The following is a 21756-nucleotide window of genomic DNA, read 5'->3' as shown; positions in this document are numbered from 1 at the left end:
CCGCGTGCCGGGCAGGCAGGGCGGAAAGCCGAGCCCGCCCTAAACTGGTTCCCATGCCTTCTGCGGACCTTCCCCTCCTGTGCCCCGTCTGCTCACGTCCGCTTGAATACCTGCCTGCGCAGGCCACGCGCCAGCCCCGCCTGTCCTGCCCGGAGGGGCACAACTTCGATGCCGCCCGGCAGGGCTACTTCAACCTGCTGGTGGGCAAGGGCACACCTTTTGAACCGGACAGCGCCGCGATGGTGGCCTCTCGGTTCGCCTTCCTGGGGAACGGCCATTACGCGCCGCTGGCACACGCCCTGGCCTCCGCCGTCGTACCCCTGCTGCGGGAGGAAGGCGCCGTGGTCCTGGACTCCGGAACAGGGACCGGCCATTACCTGCGGGAGATCCTCGACGCTGCAGCCACCGCAGGGCGGCCGGCCTCCGCGATCGGCCTGGACATCTCGAAGTTCGCCCTTCGCCGGGCCGCGCGCCTCAACCCGGAGGCCGCCAACCTGGTCTGGGACATCTGGCGGCCGCTTCCGGTGGCGGACAATTCGGTGGATGCGGTCACCGTGGTCTTCGCTCCGCGGAACCCCGCCGAGTTCGCCCGGGTCCTGCGCCCAGGGGGTGTCCTGGCAGTGGTGACTCCCCGGCCCGGACATTTGGCAGATATCGCGGCCATAACCGGAATGCTCGGCATTGAAGAGGGCAAGGATGAGCGGCTTGCGGAGGCGATGGCCGGGCACTTCGAGCCCGACACATCCCTTGAGGTGGACATACCCCTCAAGTTGGGCCGTACGGCCGCCGCAGACCTGGCGTTCATGGGACCGGCCGGCCACCACCTGGACCGGGGCCAGATCGCGGCCCGGCTGGAAAGCTCGCCGGAACCGGTGCGGGCCGACGCAAGGTTCCGGATTTCAGTGTTCCGGCCCCGGGCCCAGGGCGCCCCGTAACGACTTGGCCACTATCCCCCGGCGCCCGCTGTGAACCGGCCCACGGGCCGGGTCCGCGGACTACGATGAAAAGACAGTTACTGGCGTGTACGCGTAAACCGCGGCGCCGTGACGAAGGGGGAAACAGGAATGTTCGAGTGGCTTGGGGAAAACTGGTGGGCGTTGTGGCTCACGGCTTTCCTGGCGTTTGCAGTGGTCGAGATGATCACCCTTGACCTGTTTTTCATCATGCTTGGCGGAGGATCACTTGCCGCCCTGGTCGCCGATTTTGCCGGCGCCGAGCCTTGGCTCCAGGTAGTCATCTTCTGCATCGTGTCCCTGCTCATGGTCGCCTTCGTCCGGCCTGTGGCACTCTCGCACCTGAAGAAGGGACCCTCCGAACAGCGGACCAACGTGGACCGGCTGATCGGTGAACCGGCCGTGGTGATGGAAGCCGTGACGTCTGACGGCGGCCTGGTGAAAATCGGCGGCGATATCTGGAGTGCGCGCTCCGCTGCGGGAGTGCTCCCCGCGGGACAGACGGTGGTCGTCGCGGCCATCGACGGCGCAACAGCAGTGGTTTCGGTACCGCCGGCGGCGGCCACCGGACCCGATACAGCCTGACAATTGGGGAACAAGGAGTTGTATGGAAAACGCAGGCGGAACCGCGCTGGCCATTGTGCTGGTGGTTCTGATCGTCTTTGTCATCATAGTTTTAGTCCGGTCCGTCCGGATTATTCCGCAGGCCCGCGCGGGCGTCGTTGAACGGCTGGGTAAATACCAGCGCACCCTGAATCCGGGCCTGACAATCCTGATTCCCTTTGTGGACCGGCTGCTGCCGCTCCTGGACCTGCGTGAACAGGTTGTGTCCTTTCCGCCGCAGCCCGTCATCACTGAGGACAACCTGGTGGTCTCCATCGATACGGTGGTCTACTTCCAGGTGACAGACCCCCGCGCCGCGACGTATGAAATCGCCAACTATATCCAGGCTGTCGAACAGCTCACCACCACCACCCTGCGCAACGTGGTGGGCGGCCTCAACCTGGAGGAAGCCCTCACGTCCCGGGACCAAATCAACGGGCAGCTCCGCGGCGTCCTGGACGAGGCCACTGGCCGCTGGGGTATCCGCGTTTCGCGGGTTGAACTGAAGGCCATTGATCCGCCCCACTCCATCCAGGACTCCATGGAGAAGCAAATGCGCGCCGAGCGCGACCGCCGTGCCGCGATCCTGACCGCCGAAGGAACCAAGCAGTCGGCCATCCTCACCGCGGAGGGCCAGCGCCAGGCATCCATCCTGGCTGCCGAGGGTGAAGCGAAGGCCGCCATCCTGCGGGCAGACGGTGAATCGCAGGCGATCCAGAAGGTCTTCGACGCCATCCACAAGGGAAACCCGGACCAGAAACTGTTGGCCTACCAGTACCTGCAGACGTTGCCCAAGCTCGCGGAAGGTTCGGCCAACAAGCTGTGGATCATCCCCAGTGAAGTCGGGGAAGCCCTGAAGGGAATTGGGAACGCCCTGGGCGGCACCGCCGGGGAGGCCGGGACGGCAGGGACGCTGTTCCAGGACGAGCCCACGGAGCGCACGCAACCCTAGCATCCCGAACAACAGGAGGGTTTGGCGGCAGACGCCAAACCCTCCTGTTTTGTCTCCAGTGGGATAAGAGTCGTATAATTGGGTATTTGTCCGGCAGGAGAATACCAGCTGGAACAACCAAGCTTCGCAATGCGTTGAATCCTATGATGCAACACACTGCACAAAGTAGTCCGGCGGTGCCACGGCGCCACCGGCTAGCGCGGAGATTTCATCCGCGAACCGACCAGAGGGAGAAATCATGAGCGATCGCAGCCTGCGGGGCATGCGCCTTGGTGCGCAGAGCATGGAGACCGAGTCCGGAGTTGAGCCGGCTCCGCGCCAGCGGGTCGAATACCGTTGCGCGGATGGCGAGCAGGTCTTCGTCACGTTCTCCTCCGAGGCGGAAATTCCTCCGGTATGGGTCTCCAAGACCGGTAAGGAAGCGCTCCTGGTCGACGGCGAAAAGCCGGACACCAGCAACGACAAAGCAGTCCGCACCCACTGGGACATGCTGCTCGAACGCCGCTCCCTGCCTGAACTCGAGCAGATCCTCGAGGACCGCCTCACCATCCTGCGCGAACGCCGCGGAGAGCGCCGCTCGGCCTAAGGCCCAGCCCGCGAAAGAGGGGGCGGCCCCGCACCATGGTGCGGGGCCGCCCCCTCTTTTGTGCCGGCGCGACGCTGGCGGTGCCCTCGCGGGCGGAGGCCCTAGGCCTGCTTGTTCTTTACCTTGCCGGCCAGGGTGTTCCAGCGTGCTGCCAGTCCCCATTTGGTGACGTTGATCATGGCCTCGACCACGATGTTACCGCTCATCTTGGATGCGCCCAGTTCCCGTTCGACGAAGGTGATGGGGCGTTCCTCGATGCGGAGGCCAAGTTTGGCGACGCGCCAGGCCAGGTCCACCTGGAAGCCGTAGCCCACAGAGTCCACCTGGTCCAGGTTGAGCTTTTCCAGGGTGGTCCTGCGGAACGCGCGGTATCCGCCGGTCACATCCCGGATCGGCAGAGCCAGCATCAACCGGGCATAGGTGCTGCCTACCCGGGAGATTGCCTGGCGGTACAGCGGCCAGTTCACCACGCTGCCGCCGGGAACCCAGCGCGACCCCATGGCCAGGTCTGCGCCCTGTTCCACGGCCTCAAGGAGCTGGGGAAGCTGTTCGGGCTGGTGGGAGCCGTCTGCGTCCATTTCCACCAGGACGTCGTAGCCGGCCTCCAGGCCCCACTTGAAACCGGCGATGTACGCGGCGCCCAGCCCTTCCTTGCCCTTACGGTGCAGGACATGGACCTGGGAGTCCTCGGCAGCAAAGCCGTCGGCGAGCTGGCCGGTGCCGTCAGGACTGTTGTCATCGACCACCAGCACGTCCGACGCCGGAACCGCCTTCCGCAGGCGCTGGAGCGTCTTGGGCAGCGATTCCAGTTCGTTGTAGGTGGGAATGATCGTAAGGACGCGCACAGAGGGCCTTTCCTGGTGGAAGTGGTCGGTGCACCTGGTGCCGGGCATGCCGGCCGCAGGCGCAACTCCCCATTATAGGGCGGAGGATTCCCGGGTCAGGAACGCAGGGCCGGGCTGGCGAACAGTTCGGCACCGTCTTTTACGGTTTGCAGACAGACTGGGTCGGAGCCCGTGTCCAGCGCCGGAAGAAGGGGGGTCCTGGCGCGCGGATCGGTGCTCCAGGACTGAACGCGCCCGTCAGCCACCTGGACCATCAGTTCCTCCACCTCCCACACGGCAAAACTCGCGGGAGCCCCGGGCACCAGTTGTCCGGCCATGGGGTTCGGGTGCCGCGCGGCCCGCCAGCCGGCCCGGGTGTGGCCCAGGAAGGCTGCCCGCGCAGAAATACGCTGGTCCGGGTTGTGGTGTTCCACGCAGGCGCGAACACTGGACCAGGGACGCAGGGGCGTGACGGGGCTGTCGCTGCCGAAGCAGACGGGCACTCCGGCCGAGTAGAACGCGGCGAACGGGTTCATCGACCGGCTTCGGTCTCCCAGCCGATGCTCGTAGAGGCCACCGGGGCCGCCCCAGGCAGCGTCGAAGGAGGGCTGTGCGCTGACGGTCACGGAGTAGCGGGCCAGCCGGTCCACGGCGTCGGCGTCGGCCATCTCCACATGCTCAAACCGGTGGCCTGCGGCGCGCACGCGCTGCTCCCCCACTTCCTTGGCGGCAAGGTCCAGCGCCTCCAGCGCAGCGTCCAGTCCGGCGTCCCCGATCACGTGGAACCCGCCCTGGATCCCGGCAAGGGAACAGGCGGCAAGGTGGGCTGCTGCCTGGTCCACGCTCAGGTACAAGGTGCCGCGTTCCTGGCCGGCGTCACTGTAACCGGCACGCAGGGCGGCGGTCCGCGAGCCCAGGGAACCATCGATGTTCAGGTCTCCTGCAAGGCCGCGGACTCCCGCCCCCAGCTCTGCCACCAGCGCGCGGGCCTGCTCCTCGGACGAGACCAGCCCGCCCCAGTACGGCATGACTTCGGGAAAACGGGGCTCCCCGGTTCCGGCGGCGTTCCATGCTGCCGCGAGCCGCAGGTCGTCGGCACCGCCCATATGCGGTGCACCCATTTCGGCGAGGGCGACGTAGCCGTTGGCGGCCGCTTCCGCCAAGGCCCGGGCCTGCAGCCGCTTCAGCTCATCCTGCGGAAGCTGCCGGGTTGCCTTCCGTGCTGCCTCGTGGGCCGCCCGCGTCACCCGAGCGCCGCCGTCGTACCCGTCCCGGTCCTGAAGGTCCGCCGACTTGGCCAGGGACGTGGATACCAGCGCCGAGTGCACGTCCACGCGGGAAAGGTAAACCGGCCTTCCCCCGGCTGCCCGGTCAAGCTCTTCCGCCGTGGGCAGGGTGGGATCCGCCCAGGTACTCTCGTCCCAGCCGTGGCCCAGCACCGGTCCGTCCCCGCGGGCCCCGGCGACTGCTTCCAGCAGGGCCCGGGCCGACGTCACCGGCGCCAGCTGGAGCGACTCGAGCGCGATTCCGGTTTCGGTCAGGTGCATGTGGGAGTCAACGAAGCCCGGTGCAACCAGGGCGCCCCGGAGGTCGATGATGTCCATGGTGCTGTCGGCAATGGACGTCGCCGCCTGCTCCGATCCCACCCAGGCAACTGTGTCGCCGTCCACCAGCATGGCCGTGGCGAACGGATCAGCCGCCGTATAGACGGATCCATTGCGGTACAGCACCGGGGCTGGACGGGAGGCGGCAACGGGGGTCGAATCAGGGCGGGGCATAAAGGCAGGACTCCTGGAAGGTGGGCAGGCCGGGTCGGCCCGGCCGGGGTTGGCAGACTTAGAGAACGGACGAGTAAGCCACGACGCCGCGGCGGATGAGATTGATCGCCTCGACACAGAGCCGTGCCAGGCGCGGATCGAGGCCCGGGATTTTGGCGAGCTGGTCCAGCAGGTCCACCACCTGCTTGACCCAGCGGACAAAGTCCCCGGCGGCAAGGTCGGTGCCACTCAGGACATCCTGCAGGTGGCGCCCGCGGGCCCACTTGTACAGCGGCCACACGAGGCCGAGCTCGGGTTCGCCGGTCAGCGGAAGCTTGTTCTCCTCTTCCACGTCCTCAAGCACCGACCATTCCTTGACCACGACGTCCACGGAGGTCTCCAGGGAGACACTGGGCATGCGCGGCCGCAGGCCGCGGTCTTCGCGTTTAGCCTGGTAGACCAGGACGCTGGCCAGGGCAGCCACCTCCGCCGCGTCCAGGTCATTGAACGCGCCCAGCCGCAGGGACTGGGAGATCAGCAGGTCCTTTTCACCGTAGATCCGGCGCAGCCGCTGGCCGTCGGGGCTGATGTTCAGCCGGCCCTCTCCGGCGTCCTCCAGGTAGCCGTAGGCGGAAAGGACATCGCAGACTCGGTCGAAGGTCTTGGCGATGGTGTTGGTGCGGCCCTGGATCTGGCGGACCAGGCCGTCCGTTTCCCGCCGCAGCTTCCACCAGCGCTCCGACCACCGGGCATGGTCTTCGCGTTCGCTGCATCCGTGGCAGGGATGGGCTTTCAGGGCCCGCCGAAGATCTGCGATGCGCCTCTCCTGGTTGGGGAGGGCGGCGCCACGGCCGAAGTCATGGTTGCGGTTCTGGCCGGGAGCCGGAGGACGGTTTTCGCGCAGTGCGTTGCGGACCGAAGATGCCAGGTCCCGGCGGGATTTTGGCACCTTTGCATTGAAGGACTTGGGGATCCGGACCCGGGTAACCGGCGCGATGGGCCCTTCGAGGTCGTCGGTTCCGATCCGGCGCAGCTGGTTGTCCAGGGTGAGCACGGCTGGCCGGGGTTCACGGCTTCCATGGTCGGAACTGAGGACGACGGCGGGCCCCGGGGCACGACCGCCGGGAACGTTCACCACGTCCCCGGGCAGGAGGCGGGCCAAGGAGTCGCCGCTGAGCGATTTCTGCACGCGCGACTTGGTCCGGGAGGTGGCGCTCTCGGCATCGGAGAGTTCCCGACGCAGCCGGGCATACTCCGTGAAGTCACCCAAGTGGCAGGTCATGGATTTGGCGTAACCGGCAAGCGACTCCTCGCGGCTGCGCACCTGCCGGGCCAGCCCAACCACCGAGCGGTCGGCCTGGAACTGGGCAAACGAGGACTCCAGGATCTCGCGGGCCCTGGCGCGCCCAAACTGTGCCAGGAGGTTGATGCTCATGTTGTAGGTGGGCCGGAAACTCGAGTTCAGCGGATAGGTTCGCCGGGACGCCAGGCCGGCCACTGCCGTCGGGTCCGTCCCGGGCTGCCACAGAACTACGGCGTGGCCTTCGACGTCGATCCCCCGCCGGCCGGCCCTTCCGGTCAGCTGGGTGTATTCGCCCGCCGTGATGTCCACGTGGGCTTCGCCGTTGAACTTGTCCAGCTTTTCCAGCACTACCGAGCGGGCGGGCATGTTGACGCCCAGGGCCAGGGTCTCAGTGGCGAAAACAGCTTTCACCAGGCCGTCGGCAAACAGCTTTTCCACCACTTCCTTGAAAGTGGGCAGCATGCCGGCATGGTGGGCTGCAAAACCCCGGAACAGGCCGTCACGCCACGTCCAAAAACCCAGGACGTCCAGGTCGTCCGGCGGGATGTCCTGCCCGGCCTCGTCCACCCGCTGGGCAATGATCCGCTGTTCCTTCTCGGTGGTAAGCCACAGGCCGGACCCTACGCACTGCGCCACCGCGGCTTCACAGCCGGCACGGGAGAAGATGAAGGTGATGGCAGGCAGCAGATCCATCCGGTCCAGGCTGGCAATGACCTGGGGCCGGCTGGCGGGGCGCACTCCCGACGGCTCTCCCCGGCCCGGCCGCTCGTACCCACGGCGGCCACGCTGCCCCCGGCCGCCCGGGCGGCTCCGGAAGCTTTGCTGGCTTTCGCTGCGCGCAACGGAGAGCAGGTCAGGATTGACATCGAAGCCGCGGCCCTTGACGGTCCCGGCCGGGCTGACGGATGCGGCAGGCCGCTGTCCCTCTTCGTCCGCAGGCGGGGCAATCTCGTCGAACGTGGTTTCCCCGGCAAACAGGTCCATGATCTGCCGCCCCACCATCACGTGCTGCCACAGAGGCACCGGCCGGTGTTCGGAGACGATGATGTCCGTGTCCCCCCGCACGGTATCCAGCCAGGCACCAAATTCCTCGGCGTTCGAGACGGTGGCACTCAGCGACGCGACCTGCACTTCACTGGGCAGGTGGATGATGACTTCTTCCCAGACCGCTCCCCGGAACCGGTCGGCAAGGTAGTGGACCTCGTCCATGACCACATAGCCCAGGTCGCCCAAGGTGGCTGAGTCCGCGTACAGCATGTTCCGGAGGACCTCGGTGGTCATGACCACCACCTGTGCGTCCCCGTTGATACTGGTGTCCCCGGTCAGGAGGCCTACGTTGTCCGCACCGTACTTCTGGCTCAGTTCACTGAACTTCTGGTTGCTGAGCGCCTTGATGGGGGTGGTGTAGAACGCCTTCAGCCCCCGCTGGAGAGCAAGGTAGATGGCGAACTCCCCAACGATGGTCTTACCGGCTCCGGTAGGGGCAGCCACAAGGACTCCCCTGCCCTCCTGCAACGAACGGCAGGCTGCGCGCTGGAAGTCATCAAGCTCAAACTCAAGGGTCCGGGAAAACTGTCCGAGGTAAGTGGCCGCCTCTGCCCGGCGCTCGGCGCTGGCACGGTACCTCTCGGCTGGCGAAAGTTCATCGGGATCGACGGGGCCGGCGGAGAAGGGTCCGGTGGTGGAGGACATACCCCAAGCCTAGCGGCAGGCTAGAGCTTCTTAAGTTCACTGCTGGGGGTGGCGATGTCAGCAGTGGCCTCGGTCTCCTCGACGTGCTTGGCCTCGCGGCGTTCACGGCGCTTGTCGTTCATAATGCAAATGCCGATCGCCGCGAAGAAGAGCGCCAGCAAAGGGCCGGCCAGCATGAACATGGAGATGGCATCGGCACCCGGTGCTGCGATGGCTGCCAGGACGAACACCAGGAAAACAGTGATGCGCCAGGCCTTCAGGATGGTGCGGCCGGACACGAGGCCGGCCATGTTGACGCCAACCAGCACCACGGGGACAAGGAAGGCAAGGCCCAGCATCAGCACCATGCGGGTGACGAATTCGATGTAGGTCCTGGCATCTATGACGCTGGAGGAACCTGCCGGCGTGAACTGGGTCAGCGCGTGGACCACCTGCGGCACTACGAGCCAGCCCACCCAGATTCCGGCGAGGAAAAGGGGAATGGCAGCTGCCATATAGCCCAGCGTGTAGCGCCGTTCCTTGGAGGTCAGCCCAGGGGTGATGAAGGCCCAGAGCTGGTAGATCCAGATGGGGCTGGAGATGACCGCCCCAATGAGGAGCGACATCTGCAGCTTGAAGTCGAAGGGCGACGCTATGGTGCCGAAGTTGATGGCCGCCAGGCCCCCGGTTTCATTCGAAATCCGGTTTACCGGTTCGGCGAGGGCCTTCAACAGCGGATCGTAAAGTATCCAGCCCCCAATGCCGCCAATAACGACGCCGATAGCCGACTTGATCAGCCGGTTCTTCAGCTCCTTGAGGTGCTCCCAGAGGGACATTCGCCCCTCGGGATTGGCTTTACGGCCCCGCGACAGTGCCACGGGAGGTCAGGCGCGGGTCGACGGCGGAACGTCAGTGCCGTCAGTCGGCTCACCGGGCTTCGCCTTGGGGTGGTTCACGATGGTGCCTTCCACGGGGCCAGTGGCGTCCGCGGTGGTGTCGGCTTTGCCGTCGTTCTTCATTTCCTTGACCTCGGACTTGATGATCCGCATGGACTGGCCCAGGCTGCGGGCCATGGCCGGAAGCTTGGGCGCGGCGAAGAGAAGCAAAGCAACAACGATGATAATTACGATCGGCCAAGGGCCATCAAAGAGTCTTCCCACGGGAAATCCTTTCCTCTAAATACATCCTACTTCTATGTGAAGTCGAGATCTCCGAGCGCCTGCGGCTGGCCCCGGTCCTTTTTGCGCTGCACTCGCCGGCGGCGGCGATCTTCGCGCCGGGCCGATTTGGATGCCTCGTAATCATGTCGCATGAGGGCGGGTGAGGCAAAAACGGCAGCACCGGGCGGGGCCGACCGCGTTTCCGTGGAATCCTCGATTTCAACGGGGGCCAGGTGTCCCAGCTTTTCACCCGCAGCGCTGAGGTCCTTTACCGTCGCCATGAACTGGCGGAAGAGACGGATGCCCAGAAGGACGTAGAACAGTACGGACACTGCGACGAGCGCCACCCATATAAGAATCCAGGACCACCAAGGCATGCTGAGAAGTCTATCCGGCGTACCTGTCCAACGATGCCGCCAGCCACTCCCGCGCGGCGTCAGCCGGCCCAACAGGTGCCAGGATGCGGACCATGCCCCCGTGCTGGGCCACGAACATCGGGAGCCACGCCGTGTTGCCGAACCTGATCTCGGCCACCAATCCGCCGTCGGGCAACTCCGCGCTGCGCTCCGCGTAGTAGTCCTCCGCCAGCCCGCGCCCCTGCCGGGTGAGCTGGACGGTGACTGTCGTGTCGTCGTCGTTCGCTGTGAAGAGTTTGGCGGGGACCCCGCCAGCCGGCGTCCCGTGCCTGGCGGCGGGCCGGCCGTTGGGCCGCACCTCCTGGACCCGGTCCAGCCGGAAGTTTCGCAGCCCGTCCACCAAATGGCACCAGGCTTCGAAATACCAGGTGTTGTCCAGGGAGTAGAGCCGCAGGGGGTCCACGTCGCGCTCGGTTATCGCGTCCCGCTGGGGTGAGAGGTAGGAAAGGTGGAGCTGGGAACCGGACTCGACCGCCTGGCGCACGGTGGCATGGGTGGCGGCGTCCGCGGGAGCGACCTGCGGCCCTGCGATGGAGGCCGCACCGAGTCCTTCCTCGCCCGCGGCGGCCAGCAGCTTCAGCGTGACCGATTCCAGGGCGCCTCCGCCGGGCAGGCCGGGCAGGGTGTTCAGGGTTTCCAGTCCGGTCAGCAGGGCACATGCCTCCGCCACGGTGAACCGGACGGGCTTGTTCAGGTCAAGGTCCTGGGTGATGTAGACGTGGTCGTCGTCCCACTGGATGTCGAGGAGATCGTCCGGATAGCCCTCAGGCAATCCTGAGCAGATGAGGATCCGCAGGTCCGCTTCGAGCTCTTCCCTGGTGATGCCAAAGTGCTTTGCCACGTCCCGGATGTGCAGGCCCTGGTTATGGACCAGGAACGGGACCAGTTGCAGCATCCGCTTCAGCTGGTCCTCCGAGGTCCCCTTCCGGATTGCACGGGGACGGGTATCGGGGAACGTGTAGGCGGGGACGGGCGCGGCAGTGAAGTCGGCTGCAGCCTGCAGCCGGCGCCGCACTGCCCCTGCCAGCTCCACGGGCTCCACTGCCAGGGCGTCGGGTCCATAGCTGGCCAACTCTTCGGCGAGGACTTCCGGGTCGCGGTACTCGAGGACCAGCCGGTCCCAGCCGTCGTCGGGCTTACCGGGAGCCTGGTCTGTGCCGCCGTCCATGGCCCGGCGCCGCAGGGCCAGGAGCCGCCCCTCCCTGACGTCAACGACGGCGGTGCGCAGCGGCAGTTCCGGCAGCCGGTCAAGTTCGGCGCGGATGTTGAAGCCTGCAGGCGGCAGGTAGTGCTCTTTGTTGAGGACGGTCACCGCGCTGGTGAGGCGGGACAGCCGGAAATGACGGGGAGCGTTCCGGGACCGGTCGTAGCCCATGAGGTACCACTGGCCGAAACGGCTGCCCAGGCCCCACGGCTCCACCCGCCGTTCCTCCTCCTTGCCAGTGCTTCCGGCGAGGTACGTGAAGCTGACTGGGTTGCGGGCGTGCATGGCTGCAACGATGTCATCGAAGGCCTGTCCGGCGGGTTTAATGCGCGGCTGGACGCCGGCAGGAAGTTCCACCTCGGCCAGCCTTCCCGAGGACTGGAGCTTGCGGAGGGCGCTTTGCGCGGCCGTCCCCAGCGCTGCCCGCTCCCAGAGTTGGGAGGCCAGCAGGAGGACAGTCCATTCCTCCGGTCCCAGCTGGACGTCCGGGAGCCGGCTGGCTTCCTTGCCGATCCGGTACCTGGTGGTGGCAGGGTCATCCTCGCTCCAGCCGAGGTCCGTCAGGGTTTCAACCTCGAAACCCATGGCCCTGAGGTCGTTCTTGTCCCGCTCGAACATGCGCCCGAAAGCGACGTCGTTGCCGGAGCTGTCGCGGTAGACCTTTTCGCGCAGTTCACTGCGGTGCAGTCCGTAGCGGGTATTGAGCAGCGCAATCAGCAGGTTGAGGAGGCGTTCAGTGCGGGATACGGACACCTTGGTTACGTTACTAAACTCCCCGGGTGAAAGCAGAAAGCGCGGCAGTACCGGAGGTTGTCCTTCGGTGCTGCCGCGCTTCGAGGTGCGGTCAGTTTCCGCGTGTACGGTCGCCTTAGCGGACGGCGACGAGGTCCACGACGAAAATCAGTGCCTCGTTGGGGGCAATGGCTCCGCCGGCGCCGCGCGAGCCGTAGGCCAGCTCGGAGGGGATCTCCAGGCGGCGGCGGCCGCCAACCTTCATGCCCAGGAGGCCCTGGTCCCAGCCCTGGATGACCTGGCCGACGCCGACCCGGAAGTCGAGCGGTGCGCCGCGGCCCCAGGAAGCGTCGAATTCTTCGCCTGTGGACCAGGCAACGCCGACGTAGTGGGTGGAGACGGTGTCCCCTGCCTTGGCTTCCTTGCCGTCACCCTCGATGAGGTCCGTGATGACGAGCTCGGTGGGGACGTCGCCTTCCGGGAAGTCGATCTCGGGCTTCTGGCGGTCAAATTCCCGCTGTCCAAACGACATGCTTGCTCCTAATGAGTGAGTGGTGATGGGTGCCGCGAAGGACGCGGCGTCCCAGTAAGTCTTGCTACTTGACCCCGAGGATGTCCACTACGAAGACAAGGTCGCCCTTTGCCTGGCCCTGGCCGGCGTCTCCGTACGCCAGGTCCTTGGGGACGACCAGCAGGACGCGGGAACCCACGGTTTTACCTGCGAGGCCCTGGGTCCACCCCTTGATGACGCCCGAGAGCGGGAAACTGGCCGGCTGGCCGCGGTCGAAGCTGGAGTCGAACTTGGTGCCGTCGGAGAGATTGACGCCAACGTAGTTCACGGTGAGCGTGTCTGAATCCTTGACGGTCGCGCCAGTGCCCTTGATCAGGTCCTGGGACACCAGTGCCGTGGGAGCGGGGGCACCTGCGACGTTGATCTCCGGGACGCCGTCTTTTTCCGTCACGGTCGGCAGCCCGGGCGGCGGCGTCACCGCATCACCCTGCGGCTTGTCGAGGACGGGGGTGGGGTCCGAGGCGGAAAGGACCTTGATGATCAGCAGCTGGGAAGGCCCGGCTGCTGCGCTGGGGCTGGGGCTGGCACCATCTGACGGGCTCGGGCTCGCCGAAGGCGCACTCTGCTGGGCGGGGACGGCCAGGGCCAGGCTGGAGCCAACCTTGGCGCCCACGAAGGCGTTGTAGATCACGGCGCTGCTGGTCTTGAGCTCATCGTTCAGCTCCAGGCTTTCAGGCTCATTGGGGAACGTATCCTCCAGCTGCGATCCGTCCGAACCGTTGAGGGCCAGGATGGAGATCTTGGCTACCTGGTTTGCCTTGACGGTGTCGCCGCTGCCTTCGGAAACCACCTTGATGGTGGGCTGGGTGACGGCCAGGGGCTTGTCGAAGTCCACACCCGGGGCCTTCTTGTCCCCGTTGTCGGTCAGCTTGAGGGAGTCGAACTTTGCAGTCTCCCCGGCGGACTGGCTGCTCGGCTCGGGCTGCGGGGCTGTGCCTCCGCAGGCGGTCAGGAGCAGCAGGCCGGGAAGGAGGATTGCTAGTAGTCGGCGCACGTAGTAAAACTTTCGTCGGGGCAGGGTGGACACGGCTTTCCGCATGGCTGCGGACAGATGCCGTGGAGGGTCCCTTTAAAAAGGACCTTATCCAGAATAGACCCTGAAGCTGGACGTCAGCCCATAGAGTCCAACAGGGCATCCACGCGCTCATCAACGCTGCGGAAGGGATCCTTGCAGAGGATTGTCTGGTGCGCGCGGTCGTTGAGTTTCAGGTGCACCCAGTCCACGGTGTAGTCGCGTCCCAGTTCCTGCGCGCGGCGGACAAAGTCGCCGCGCAGCTTCGCACGGGTTGTTTGTGGCGGTGCGTCCACGGCCCCCTTGATCACGGTGTCGTCGACAATACGACGCACCGCGCCCCGGGACTGCAGCAGGTAGTACAGCCCGCGGCTGCGGGAGATGTCGTGGTAAGTCAGGTCGAGCTGGGCAATCCGGGGTGCCTCCAGGCCAAGGTTGTGCCGTTCGCGGTAGTTGTCCATCAGCTTTTTCTTGATGGCCCAGTCAATTTCGGTGTCGATCCCCCTGGCGTCTCCAGACTCGATCGCGTGGAGTGTTCGCTCCCACAGATCCAGGATCAGGGGAACGTGCGGGTTGTGGGCGCCGTGTTCCTGGACGAACGCTGTGACCTTGGTCAGGTACTCCTGCTGGATTTCGAGTGCGGTGAGCTGCCGTCCGTTGGCCAGGCGGACCAGGGCGCGGCCGCTGAGGTCGTGGGATATTTCCCGGATGCTGCGGATGGGGTTCTCCATCCGCATGTCGCGCATGATCACCCCGGCCTCGATCATTCGAAGGACCAGGTCCACGGTGCCGACTTTCATCAGCGCGGTGGCCTCGGACATGTTGGAGTCCCCCACGATCACGTGCAGACGCCGGTAGAATTCGGCATCGGCATGCGGTTCGTCCCTGGTGTTGATGATGGGCCGGGAACGGGTGGTGGCGGACGAGACGCCCTCCCAGATGTGGTCGGCACGCTGGGAGAACGCATACGTCGCACCGTGGGGCGTCTTAAGGATCTTTCCCGCGCCGGCGATGAGCTGGCGGGTGACCAGGAACGGAATCAGGATTTCGGCCAGGCGGGAAAATTCGCCGCGCCGGGGAATCAGGTAATTCTCGTGGCTGCCGTAGGAGTTCCCCGCTGAGTCAGTGTTGTTCTTGAACAGGTACACGGTGCCGTTGAAGCCTTCAGCGGCCAGGCGTGCCTGGGCCTCATCCACGAGATCGTCAAGAATGAGCTCGCCGGCCCGGTCGTGCGCGATCAGCTGGGCAAGGTCGTCGCACTCGGCCGTGGCGTATTCCGGGTGGGACCCGACATCGAGGTACAGCCGTGAACCATTGGTGAGGAACACATTGGACGAGCGCCCCCAGCTGACCACCTTGCGGAACAGGTACCGGGCCACCTCCTCCGGGGCAAGGGGCCTCGAGTCGGGGCTCGAATAGGAGATCCCAAACTCGGTTTCGATACCGAAGATTCTCTTGTCCATGCGGTCCTCCTAGGCCAGCAGTGCGGTGATGTCCGCGTCGTTCAGCCGGCGGAAGGCGCGCCGGGTGCCGCGGGTGTTCTCGGAGACCCTGTCCAGGACGGCAACTTCCAGCGCACTGGGCGGCAACGGTGCCGCCGGCTGGTCCCCCTCCTGGGCAGGGGTAAGTCCCTTCAGCGCCAGCCGCACGGCATCGGCAAAACCCAGCGAGGCCTGCCACCCTTCCCCGATGGCGGACGACACTTTCTCGGCCTGTCCGCCCATGACGACAAAGCTGTGTTCGTCGGCGATCGAACCGTCGAAGGTCAGCCGGTAGAGATGGTCTTCGGCCTGCGTCGGTCCCACTTCGGCGACGGCGAGTTCCACCTCGAAGGGCTTTTGCTCGGCGGTGAAGACAGCTCCCAGGCTTTGGGCGTACACGCTGGCCAGGCCCCGCGCGGTCACATCCTCACGGTCGTAGGAGTATCCCCGCACGTCGGCGTAGCGCACTCCGGCCTGCCGGAGGCTTTCGAATTCGTTGTATTTGCCGACGGCTGCGAACGCGATTTTGTCGTAGATTTCCCCGATCTTGTGCAGGGACGGCGACGGGTTCTCGGCCACGAGGGCGATGCCGTCGGCACAGCTGATGACCACTACGGAGCGGCCGCGCGCGATGCCCTTCCGCGCGAAGTCCGCGCGGTCCTTCATCAGCTGTTCAGGTGAGACATAGAACTGCTGGGTCATCTCAGGCCTCCCGTCCGGCGATGGTGCGCGCTTCGATCACACTGCGCGAGGCCGCCGCGAGGTCGGCTTCAGGGACGCGCCGGGCTCCGGTCCTGTCAACCGTGTACACCACGGGCCACAACTGGCGGACTGTATCCGGACCGCCGGTGGCCGAATCGTCGTCGGCGGCGTCATACAGGGATTCCACGGCAACGGAGAGTGCCTGCTCCGGGGCGAGGTTGGGCCGCCAAAGCTTCTTCAAGGCGCCGCGCGCGAACACTGAGCCGGAACCAACGGTGTGGTGTTCGTGTTCCTCGTACCTGCCGCCGGTGACATCGTAGGAAAACAGCCGCCCAACCCCGGCGCTGATGTCGAATCCGGCGAACAGGGGAACCACCGCCAGTCCCTGGAGGGCCAAGGGGAGGTTGCCCCTGATCATGGCACCCAAGCGGTTTGCCTTGCCTTCAAGGCTGAGCTGGGTGCCTTCAATCTTTTCGTAATGCTCGAGTTCAACCTGGAACAGCCGCGTCAGGTCAATGGCTATGCCAGCGGTTCCGGCGATGCCCAGGACGGAGAAGTGGTCAGCCGGGAAGACCTTCTCGATGTGCCTGCTGGCAATGACGTTTCCCATGGTGGCCCGCCTGTCCCCCGCCATCAGGACGCCGCCGCCGTAGCTCATGGCCACGATGGTGGTGGCATGGGGCACCTGGACCGGCGCGGCGGTTGACGCGCCTCCCTGGAAGGACCGGCTGAAGGGCAACAGCTCAGGCCGGTCCCGCTGCAGGTGTTCGGTAAAGGACGAGGTGGCGTTGGCGGCTACCTGGTTGGCGGTTGATTCCTGCACTCATCACTCCTTGAACGTGGTACTCACAACGTCGGTACAGATTCCGGCCGTCCGCGGCTTCAGCCACCCAGCGGTCCGGGTTACTGGCCGCCCTTTTGGACGAATGCCCGGACGAACTCTTCGGCGTTGGATTCGAGGACGCCGTCGATCTCGTCGAGCAGGTCATCCACGCCTTCGGTCGATGCCGAGGCCTGCGCCTCCGGTGCTGCCGGGGGTGCTTCGGGGATGTCTTCGTCGACCTGGGTGTCACGTGACTGCGGCTGCTGCTGCTCCTGGCCTGCCATTGGTTTCCCTCTTTCTTCCGTCGGTGGATCCGGCGGATCCTCCGATATGCCCATCCTGCCACGCGACGGGCGTTCCGGCGCGGTTTACGCCGCAGGCGGAGTGCTGTTGTGTCCCAGCAGTTCACCCAGGAACGGTCCCGCTTCCCGGTAGCGCTCAAACAACGCTCCAGTCAGGGCTTTGGTTCCCCTCAGGGGCTCACGGGTGGGTACCCGCTGAAGCCTCCCATAGCCGGGTACGTCGAAGATGACCGAATCCCAACTGGCCCCCACCACATCCTTGCCAAAGCTGCTGATGCACTTTCCCCGGAAGAACGCCCGGGTATCCGCCGGTGGCTCCGCCACGGCAGCTGCGATGGCGGAATCGTCCACCACCCGTTGCATCCGGTTCCTGGACAACAGCCGGTAGTAGAGGCCCTTCTCGGGCCTGATGTCGGCCCACTGCAGGTCGACTAGTCCCAGCCGCGCGTCGCTCCAGTCCAGGCCGTCGCGCTGGCGGTACCCGTCCAGCAGGGAGAGCTTGGCGAGCCATTCCACCGAGGTGGCCGCCGCGGCCCGGTCGCTGTCGAGCTGGGTGAGAACCGAAGCCCACCGTTCCAGGACCTCATGGGTGTGTCCGTCGCCGTCGACGGCATCGGCCACACCGGTGTCCTGGGCGAGTTTGGCGGCGGCCTCGTGGTACATCCACTGGAGATCAAGTGCCGTGACGCGCCTGCCGTCCAGCAACCGGACTTTGGCGGTCAGGGACGTATCGTGGCTCACCGTTTTGAGGGCGGTGACGGGCTCGTAGACTTCGATTTTCGGAGCCAGCCCGGCTTCGACCAGGCTGAGGACCAGGGCGGTGGTGCCGAACTTGAGGTAGTTGGACACCTGGCTCAGGTTGGCGTCCCCGATGATGACGTGCAGCCGCCGGTATTTGTCAGCGGTGGAATGGGGCTCATCCCGGGTGTTGATGATGGGCCGGCGGATGGTGGTTTCCAGGCCCACCTCCGCTTCGAAGAAGTCGGCGCGCTGGCTGATTTGGAAGCCAGGGGTGGAGCTGTCCTGTCCGATACTCAGCCGGCCTGCCCCGCACACCACCTGCCGGCTGACGAAGAACGGTGTCAGCCCACGCACAATATCCCCAAACGGGACTGACCTGGGCATGAGGTAGTTCTCGTGCGAGCCGTACGAAACGGATTTGTTGTCTGTGTTGTTCTTGTAGAGATTGACCGGCGGCAGGGTTGGGTCCGCTGCCAGTCTGCGTACGGCCGCCAGGCCCACCAGGTCGCCGGCGGCGTCCCAGGCCACCGCGTCCCGGGGGTTCGTTACCTCGGGGCTGGAGTACTCGGGATGGGCGTGGTCGACATAAAGCCGCGCTCCGTTGCCGAGGACCATGTTCATCAGGAGGCTCCCCGACTCGTCCTGCCCGTCGAGCTCCAGTTCCTCGCGGCCGTAGGCCAGGGCCACTGCCTCCGCATCGAGCACCGGCGGCTGGTCGGTCAGCTGCGAGGGATGGGCGGCACCGCGGTCCACCGTCCAGCCACGGGCATCGTGCAAAGGCTCCTCATCCGTGTAGTCCCAGCGCGTTTCCGCCCCGCCGGCCGCCCGCTGCCGGGTGACCTGGGCATATGCCTGGACCACGCGGGCGCTCATCATGGTGGCGTTGGCGGAAGGGGCTGACGGAGCGTGGATGCCGTATTCGGTTTCTGCCCCCATGACCCTCATGGCCCCGCCGGCGGGGAGGGCTTCCCCGGCGGCGGATCCCTGTGGACCCGTCACAGATACTGTCCAGTAGTGGGCATTGTCTCGATGGACTTGCCGGGCTCCTGGCCGGCTTTGCCCTGCACGATGGTGCGGATATAGGTAATCCGTTCACCTTTCTTCCCGGAGATGCGTGCCCAGTCATCGGGATTGGTGGTGTTGGGCATGTCCTCGTGCTCACGGAACTCGTCCACCACGGCGCGCAGCAGGTGCTCGATACGGAGCCCCTTCTGGTGGGATGTCAGAAGGTCCTTGATGGCATACTTCTTGGCCCTGTCCACCACGTTCTGCACCACGGCACCGGAGTTAAAGTCCTTGAAGTACAGCATTTCGGTGTCACCGTTGGCGTAGGTGACCTCCAGGAATTCGTTGGATTTGTCGGTGGAGTACATGGCCTCGACGGTGCGCTGGACCATGGCGTCGACGGTGGCCTGGACATCACCATTGTGTTCGGCCAGGTCTGATTCGTGGAACGGCAGGTCCGGCGTGATGTATTTGTTGAAGATGTCAGCCGCTGCCTCCGCATCCGGCCGCTGGATCTTAACCTTCACATCGAGCCGGCCGGGCCGGAGGATGGCGGGATCGATCATGTCTTCGCGGTTGGATGCGCCGATGACGATCACATTGTCCAGGCGCTCGACGCCGTCGATCTCGCTGAGGAGCTGCGGCACGATGGTGGTTTCGACGTCGGACGAGATGCCTGTGCCGCGGGTGCGGAACAGCGAGTCCATTTCGTCGAAGAACACCACGACGGGGCTGCCGTCGGACGCCTTTTCCCGGGCGCGGGCGAAGATCAGGCGGATGTGCCGCTCGGTCTCACCCACGTACTTGTCCAGGAGTTCCGGGCCCTTGATGTTCAGGAAGTAGCTTTTAAGGTCAACATTCCCTGAGCGCTCCGCGGCCCGGGCCGCGAGCGAGTTGGCAACGGCCTTGGCAATCAGGGTCTTGCCGCAGCCGGGAGGGCCGTACAGCAGGATGCCCTTGGGAGCCTTGAGTCCGTGTTCGCGGTAGAGGTCCGGATGCAGGAACGGCAGTTCCACGGCGTCCCGGATCTGCTCGATCTGGGGGCCAAGGCCGCCGATGTCCTCGTACGTGATGTCCGGAACTTCTTCGAGGACAAGGTTCTCCACCTCCGAGCGGGGCACCTTCTCCAGCGCGTATCCGGTCCGGGAATCGACGGAGAGGGCATCGCCGACCCTCAGTTTTTCGGACAGGAGCGCACCGGAGAGCCGCACAACGCGTTCTTCGTCCGCGCGGCCCACCACAAGGGCGCGGTCCCGTCCGAGCATTTCCTTCAGGGTGGCCAGCTCACCGGCCCGCTCGTAGCCCAGCCCCGCGACGATCAGTAGTGCCTCGTTCAGCAGCACCTCCTGACCGACCGCAAGCTGGTTGATGTTGACCAGTGGGCTGATTCCCACGCGCATCTTCCGGCCGGCGTTGAAGATGTCCACCGATTCCTCGGTGGCAGCCTGGCCGCTGTTGCCGGGAGCGGGCTGCCGCTTCGGGTTGATTTGGAGGATGGTGCCAAAGCTGTAGGGCGGTTGCCCTTCCTGGTCCAGGGCGTTCTTCAGACGGAGAATCTCAGCCTTCGCCGTCTCGAGCATGCTGACCAGCTTCGAGTTGTTCTGCGTTGCCGCAGCCAACTGGCGGTCGATGTGCCTGAGCTTGTCCCGAAGTATGTTGACCTGGCGGTCAGCAACCGAGAGGTCGTTGGCGGCAGACTGCTCTGCCGGTGTACGTCCGGAGTCCTGGTTTGGTGTCTCCATGATGTATCAGCCCCTTCCTGCGCTTCTCTTAAGACATTAGTCCCAAGAGGCCGGGTAGGGATGGAGGCTCCCGAAATATGGACTAGTTCGTGACCTCGGGGTTGTCCACGACGTTGGTCCCCGCGATGGCGTCGCGGGCGGCACGGCGGAGCTTCTTGTCGGACACCGCCCGCTCCCCCACTGCTCCCGGAGTCCAGGCGTTGACGTCCTCTTCGTTGAATTCCGTCTTGGACGGGCGGCGCTTGACCGAGATGCCGGTGACGCCGTCTGCCAGCCGCCGGGTGACCAGCAGGAACCCGGTGTGGGCCACCATCCGGTGGTCAGGGCGCACGGCCAGGCCTTCCAGGTGCCAGCCCCGGACCATGGACTCCCAGGCATCGGGTTCGGTGAAGCGTCCGTCCGCCCGGATGGCTTCGGCAGTGCGGGAGAGCTGGGTGACCGTGGCGACATAGTTGATCCAGACGCCGCCAGGGGCCAAGACGGTGGCGACGGCGTCGAGGCACTCCCATGGCGCCAGCATGTCCAGGACCACGCGGTCCACGGAGCCGGGCTCCTCTGCCTTGACCACTTCCTCCTGGAAGTCCCCGAGGGAGATCTGCCACGCGGGGTGGGGGCCGCCGAAGATGGTTTCCACGTTTCCGCGGGCGATGTCCGCGAACTCCTCGCGCCGTTCGAAGGAGTGCAGGTAGCCGTTGTCGCCCACCGCGCGGAGCAGGGAAATGGAGAGGGCACCCGAGCCGACGCCGGCTTCCACGACGCGTGCGCCGGGGAAGATGTCCGCCATGGTGACGATCTGGCCGGCGTCCTTTGGATATACGACGGCGGCGCCGCGCGGCATCGACAGCACAAAGTCCGAGAGCAGGGGCCGGAGGGTCTGGTATTGCTGGCCCACGTTGTTGACCACCACCGAGCCGTCCACCTGGCCGATGATTTCGTCGTGGTTCAGGAAGCCGCGGTGGGTGTGGAAGGCGCCGCCGCGTTCCAGGGTGATGGTGTTCATCCGGCCACGCTCATCGGTCAGTTGGACGCGTTCGCCCTCCCGGAAAGGGCCCCGGCGACGGGCAGCGCCCACCGGCTGCGAGCCGCTGGCGGCAGCACCGGCTTGCGCTGCTCCCTTGGCGTCGTTGACGGCAGTTTCGCTGCTCATGTTTCTTCCTCGCTCCTGTAAACCTGTTGTGCCGCTGCCTGATGGTCCCAAGGACGCTGGGGCGTGCGG

Annotated in this window: 20 protein-coding genes; 4 read left to right on the top strand and 16 right to left on the bottom strand. The window is 65.6% G+C overall.

Features of this window, described 5'->3' with window-relative positions; translation table 11 throughout:
- Positions 1-53 precede the first annotated feature (53 nt).
- The 4 genes from ACZ9J7_RS17290 to ACZ9J7_RS17275 all read left to right on the top strand — a co-directional run bounded on the left by ACZ9J7_RS17290 (position 54) and on the right by ACZ9J7_RS17275 (position 3094).
- Positions 54-935: a methyltransferase domain-containing protein gene (locus ACZ9J7_RS17290; protein WP_476211135.1), complete on the top strand. Its 882-nt coding sequence runs from the start codon at positions 54-56 to the stop codon at positions 933-935.
- Between the two features lie 129 nt (positions 936-1064).
- Positions 1065-1538, top strand: coding sequence for an NfeD family protein (locus ACZ9J7_RS17285; protein WP_476211133.1), 474 nt, complete (start codon positions 1065-1067; stop codon positions 1536-1538).
- A gap of 22 nt (positions 1539-1560) precedes the next feature.
- Entirely contained in the window at positions 1561-2508 is a 948-nt protein-coding gene (locus ACZ9J7_RS17280) for an SPFH domain-containing protein (protein ID WP_476211131.1), read from the top strand.
- Between the two features lie 238 nt (positions 2509-2746).
- A complete protein-coding gene (locus ACZ9J7_RS17275; RefSeq protein ID WP_026266052.1) occupies positions 2747-3094 on the top strand; it encodes an RNA polymerase-binding protein RbpA in 348 nt (115 codons plus the stop codon).
- Positions 3095-3195: 101 nt separating this feature from the next.
- On the opposite strand, the gene ACZ9J7_RS17270 is transcribed toward ACZ9J7_RS17275, so the two are convergent.
- The 16 genes from ACZ9J7_RS17270 to ACZ9J7_RS17195 all read right to left on the bottom strand — a co-directional run bounded on the left by ACZ9J7_RS17270 (position 3196) and on the right by ACZ9J7_RS17195 (position 21687).
- A complete protein-coding gene (locus ACZ9J7_RS17270) occupies positions 3196-3939 on the bottom strand; it encodes a polyprenol monophosphomannose synthase (RefSeq protein WP_476211129.1) in 744 nt (247 codons plus the stop codon).
- A gap of 95 nt (positions 3940-4034) precedes the next feature.
- Entirely contained in the window at positions 4035-5696 is a 1662-nt protein-coding gene (locus ACZ9J7_RS17265; protein ID WP_476211128.1) for an amidohydrolase, read from the bottom strand.
- 58 nt (positions 5697-5754) lie between these two features.
- Positions 5755-8670: a DEAD/DEAH box helicase gene (locus ACZ9J7_RS17260; protein ID WP_476211127.1), complete on the bottom strand. Its 2916-nt coding sequence runs from the start codon at positions 8668-8670 to the stop codon at positions 5755-5757.
- Between the two features lie 20 nt (positions 8671-8690).
- Positions 8691-9485: a twin-arginine translocase subunit TatC gene (gene tatC / locus ACZ9J7_RS17255; protein WP_476211125.1), complete on the bottom strand. Its 795-nt coding sequence runs from the start codon at positions 9483-9485 to the stop codon at positions 8691-8693.
- Between the two features lie 48 nt (positions 9486-9533).
- Positions 9534-9809 carry a Sec-independent protein translocase subunit TatA gene (gene tatA / locus ACZ9J7_RS17250; RefSeq protein WP_476211123.1) on the bottom strand — a complete coding sequence of 92 codons (276 nt, stop codon included), beginning with the start codon at positions 9807-9809 and terminating at the stop codon, positions 9534-9536.
- Between the two features lie 32 nt (positions 9810-9841).
- Positions 9842-10186, bottom strand: coding sequence for a hypothetical protein (locus tag ACZ9J7_RS17245; protein WP_476211122.1), 345 nt, complete (start codon positions 10184-10186; stop codon positions 9842-9844).
- A 10-nt stretch (positions 10187-10196) separates the two neighbouring features.
- Positions 10197-12182: a helix-turn-helix transcriptional regulator gene (locus tag ACZ9J7_RS17240; protein WP_476211120.1), complete on the bottom strand. Its 1986-nt coding sequence runs from the start codon at positions 12180-12182 to the stop codon at positions 10197-10199.
- Between the two features lie 115 nt (positions 12183-12297).
- Positions 12298-12693, bottom strand: a complete 396-nt coding sequence (locus ACZ9J7_RS17235; RefSeq protein ID WP_159631980.1) for an FKBP-type peptidyl-prolyl cis-trans isomerase — start codon at positions 12691-12693, stop codon at positions 12298-12300.
- Positions 12694-12757: 64 nt separating this feature from the next.
- The gene (locus ACZ9J7_RS17230) at positions 12758-13726 is read right to left on the bottom strand and encodes an FKBP-type peptidyl-prolyl cis-trans isomerase (RefSeq protein WP_476211117.1); all 969 of its coding nucleotides are present in this window, start codon (positions 13724-13726) and stop codon (positions 12758-12760) included.
- 116 nt (positions 13727-13842) lie between these two features.
- Positions 13843-15207 (bottom strand): Pup--protein ligase, encoded by a 1365-nt coding sequence (gene pafA / locus ACZ9J7_RS17225; RefSeq protein ID WP_476211115.1) that lies wholly within the window; start codon positions 15205-15207, stop codon positions 13843-13845.
- A gap of 9 nt (positions 15208-15216) precedes the next feature.
- A complete protein-coding gene (gene prcA, locus ACZ9J7_RS17220) occupies positions 15217-15927 on the bottom strand; it encodes a proteasome subunit alpha (RefSeq protein WP_476211113.1) in 711 nt (236 codons plus the stop codon).
- Between the two features lies 1 nt (position 15928).
- Positions 15929-16750: a proteasome subunit beta gene (gene prcB, locus ACZ9J7_RS17215; protein ID WP_476211111.1), complete on the bottom strand. Its 822-nt coding sequence runs from the start codon at positions 16748-16750 to the stop codon at positions 15929-15931.
- Positions 16751-16830: 80 nt separating this feature from the next.
- Positions 16831-17034 (bottom strand): ubiquitin-like protein Pup, encoded by a 204-nt coding sequence (locus ACZ9J7_RS17210; RefSeq protein WP_141160425.1) that lies wholly within the window; start codon positions 17032-17034, stop codon positions 16831-16833.
- An 84-nt stretch (positions 17035-17118) separates the two neighbouring features.
- Entirely contained in the window at positions 17119-18738 is a 1620-nt protein-coding gene (gene dop / locus ACZ9J7_RS17205) for a depupylase/deamidase Dop (protein ID WP_476211889.1), read from the bottom strand.
- 50 nt (positions 18739-18788) lie between these two features.
- Positions 18789-20540 carry a proteasome ATPase gene (gene arc, locus ACZ9J7_RS17200; protein ID WP_141160427.1) on the bottom strand — a complete coding sequence of 584 codons (1752 nt, stop codon included), beginning with the start codon at positions 20538-20540 and terminating at the stop codon, positions 18789-18791.
- Positions 20541-20622: 82 nt separating this feature from the next.
- Positions 20623-21687 (bottom strand): tRNA (adenine-N1)-methyltransferase, encoded by a 1065-nt coding sequence (locus ACZ9J7_RS17195; protein WP_476211109.1) that lies wholly within the window; start codon positions 21685-21687, stop codon positions 20623-20625.
- Positions 21688-21756: the final 69 nt, after the last annotated feature.

It is taken from the genome of Pseudarthrobacter sp. TE9888, assembly GCF_056279345.1.
The sequence above is the reverse complement of the archived record's forward strand: the minus strand, read 5'-3'. Positions and strand labels throughout refer to the sequence as shown.

Excerpts from the sequence above, each read along its gene's own strand:
- ACZ9J7_RS17290 (WP_476211135.1), top strand. The coding sequence starts at position 54 with ATGCCTTCTGCGGACCTTCCCCTCCTGTGCCCCGTCTGCTCACGTCCG.
- ACZ9J7_RS17285 (WP_476211133.1), top strand. The coding sequence starts at position 1,065 with ATGTTCGAGTGGCTTGGGGAAAACTGGTGGGCGTTGTGGCTCACGGCT.
- ACZ9J7_RS17280 (WP_476211131.1), top strand. The coding sequence starts at position 1,561 with ATGGAAAACGCAGGCGGAACCGCGCTGGCCATTGTGCTGGTGGTTCTG.
- ACZ9J7_RS17275 (WP_026266052.1), top strand. The coding sequence starts at position 2,747 with ATGAGCGATCGCAGCCTGCGGGGCATGCGCCTTGGTGCGCAGAGCATG.
- ACZ9J7_RS17265 (WP_476211128.1), bottom strand. The coding sequence starts at position 5,696 with ATGCCCCGCCCTGATTCGACCCCCGTTGCCGCCTCCCGTCCAGCCCCG.
- ACZ9J7_RS17260 (WP_476211127.1), bottom strand. The coding sequence starts at position 8,670 with ATGTCCTCCACCACCGGACCCTTCTCCGCCGGCCCCGTCGATCCCGAT.
- tatC (WP_476211125.1), bottom strand. The coding sequence starts at position 9,485 with ATGTCCCTCTGGGAGCACCTCAAGGAGCTGAAGAACCGGCTGATCAAG.
- ACZ9J7_RS17245 (WP_476211122.1), bottom strand. The coding sequence starts at position 10,186 with ATGCCTTGGTGGTCCTGGATTCTTATATGGGTGGCGCTCGTCGCAGTG.
- ACZ9J7_RS17235 (WP_159631980.1), bottom strand. The coding sequence starts at position 12,693 with ATGTCGTTTGGACAGCGGGAATTTGACCGCCAGAAGCCCGAGATCGAC.
- pafA (WP_476211115.1), bottom strand. The coding sequence starts at position 15,207 with ATGGACAAGAGAATCTTCGGTATCGAAACCGAGTTTGGGATCTCCTAT.
- prcA (WP_476211113.1), bottom strand. The coding sequence starts at position 15,927 with ATGACCCAGCAGTTCTATGTCTCACCTGAACAGCTGATGAAGGACCGC.
- ACZ9J7_RS17210 (WP_141160425.1), bottom strand. The coding sequence starts at position 17,034 with ATGGCAGGCCAGGAGCAGCAGCAGCCGCAGTCACGTGACACCCAGGTC.
- dop (WP_476211889.1), bottom strand. The coding sequence starts at position 18,738 with ATGAGGGTCATGGGGGCAGAAACCGAATACGGCATCCACGCTCCGTCA.
- arc (WP_141160427.1), bottom strand. The coding sequence starts at position 20,540 with ATGGAGACACCAAACCAGGACTCCGGACGTACACCGGCAGAGCAGTCT.
- ACZ9J7_RS17195 (WP_476211109.1), bottom strand. The coding sequence starts at position 21,687 with ATGAGCAGCGAAACTGCCGTCAACGACGCCAAGGGAGCAGCGCAAGCC.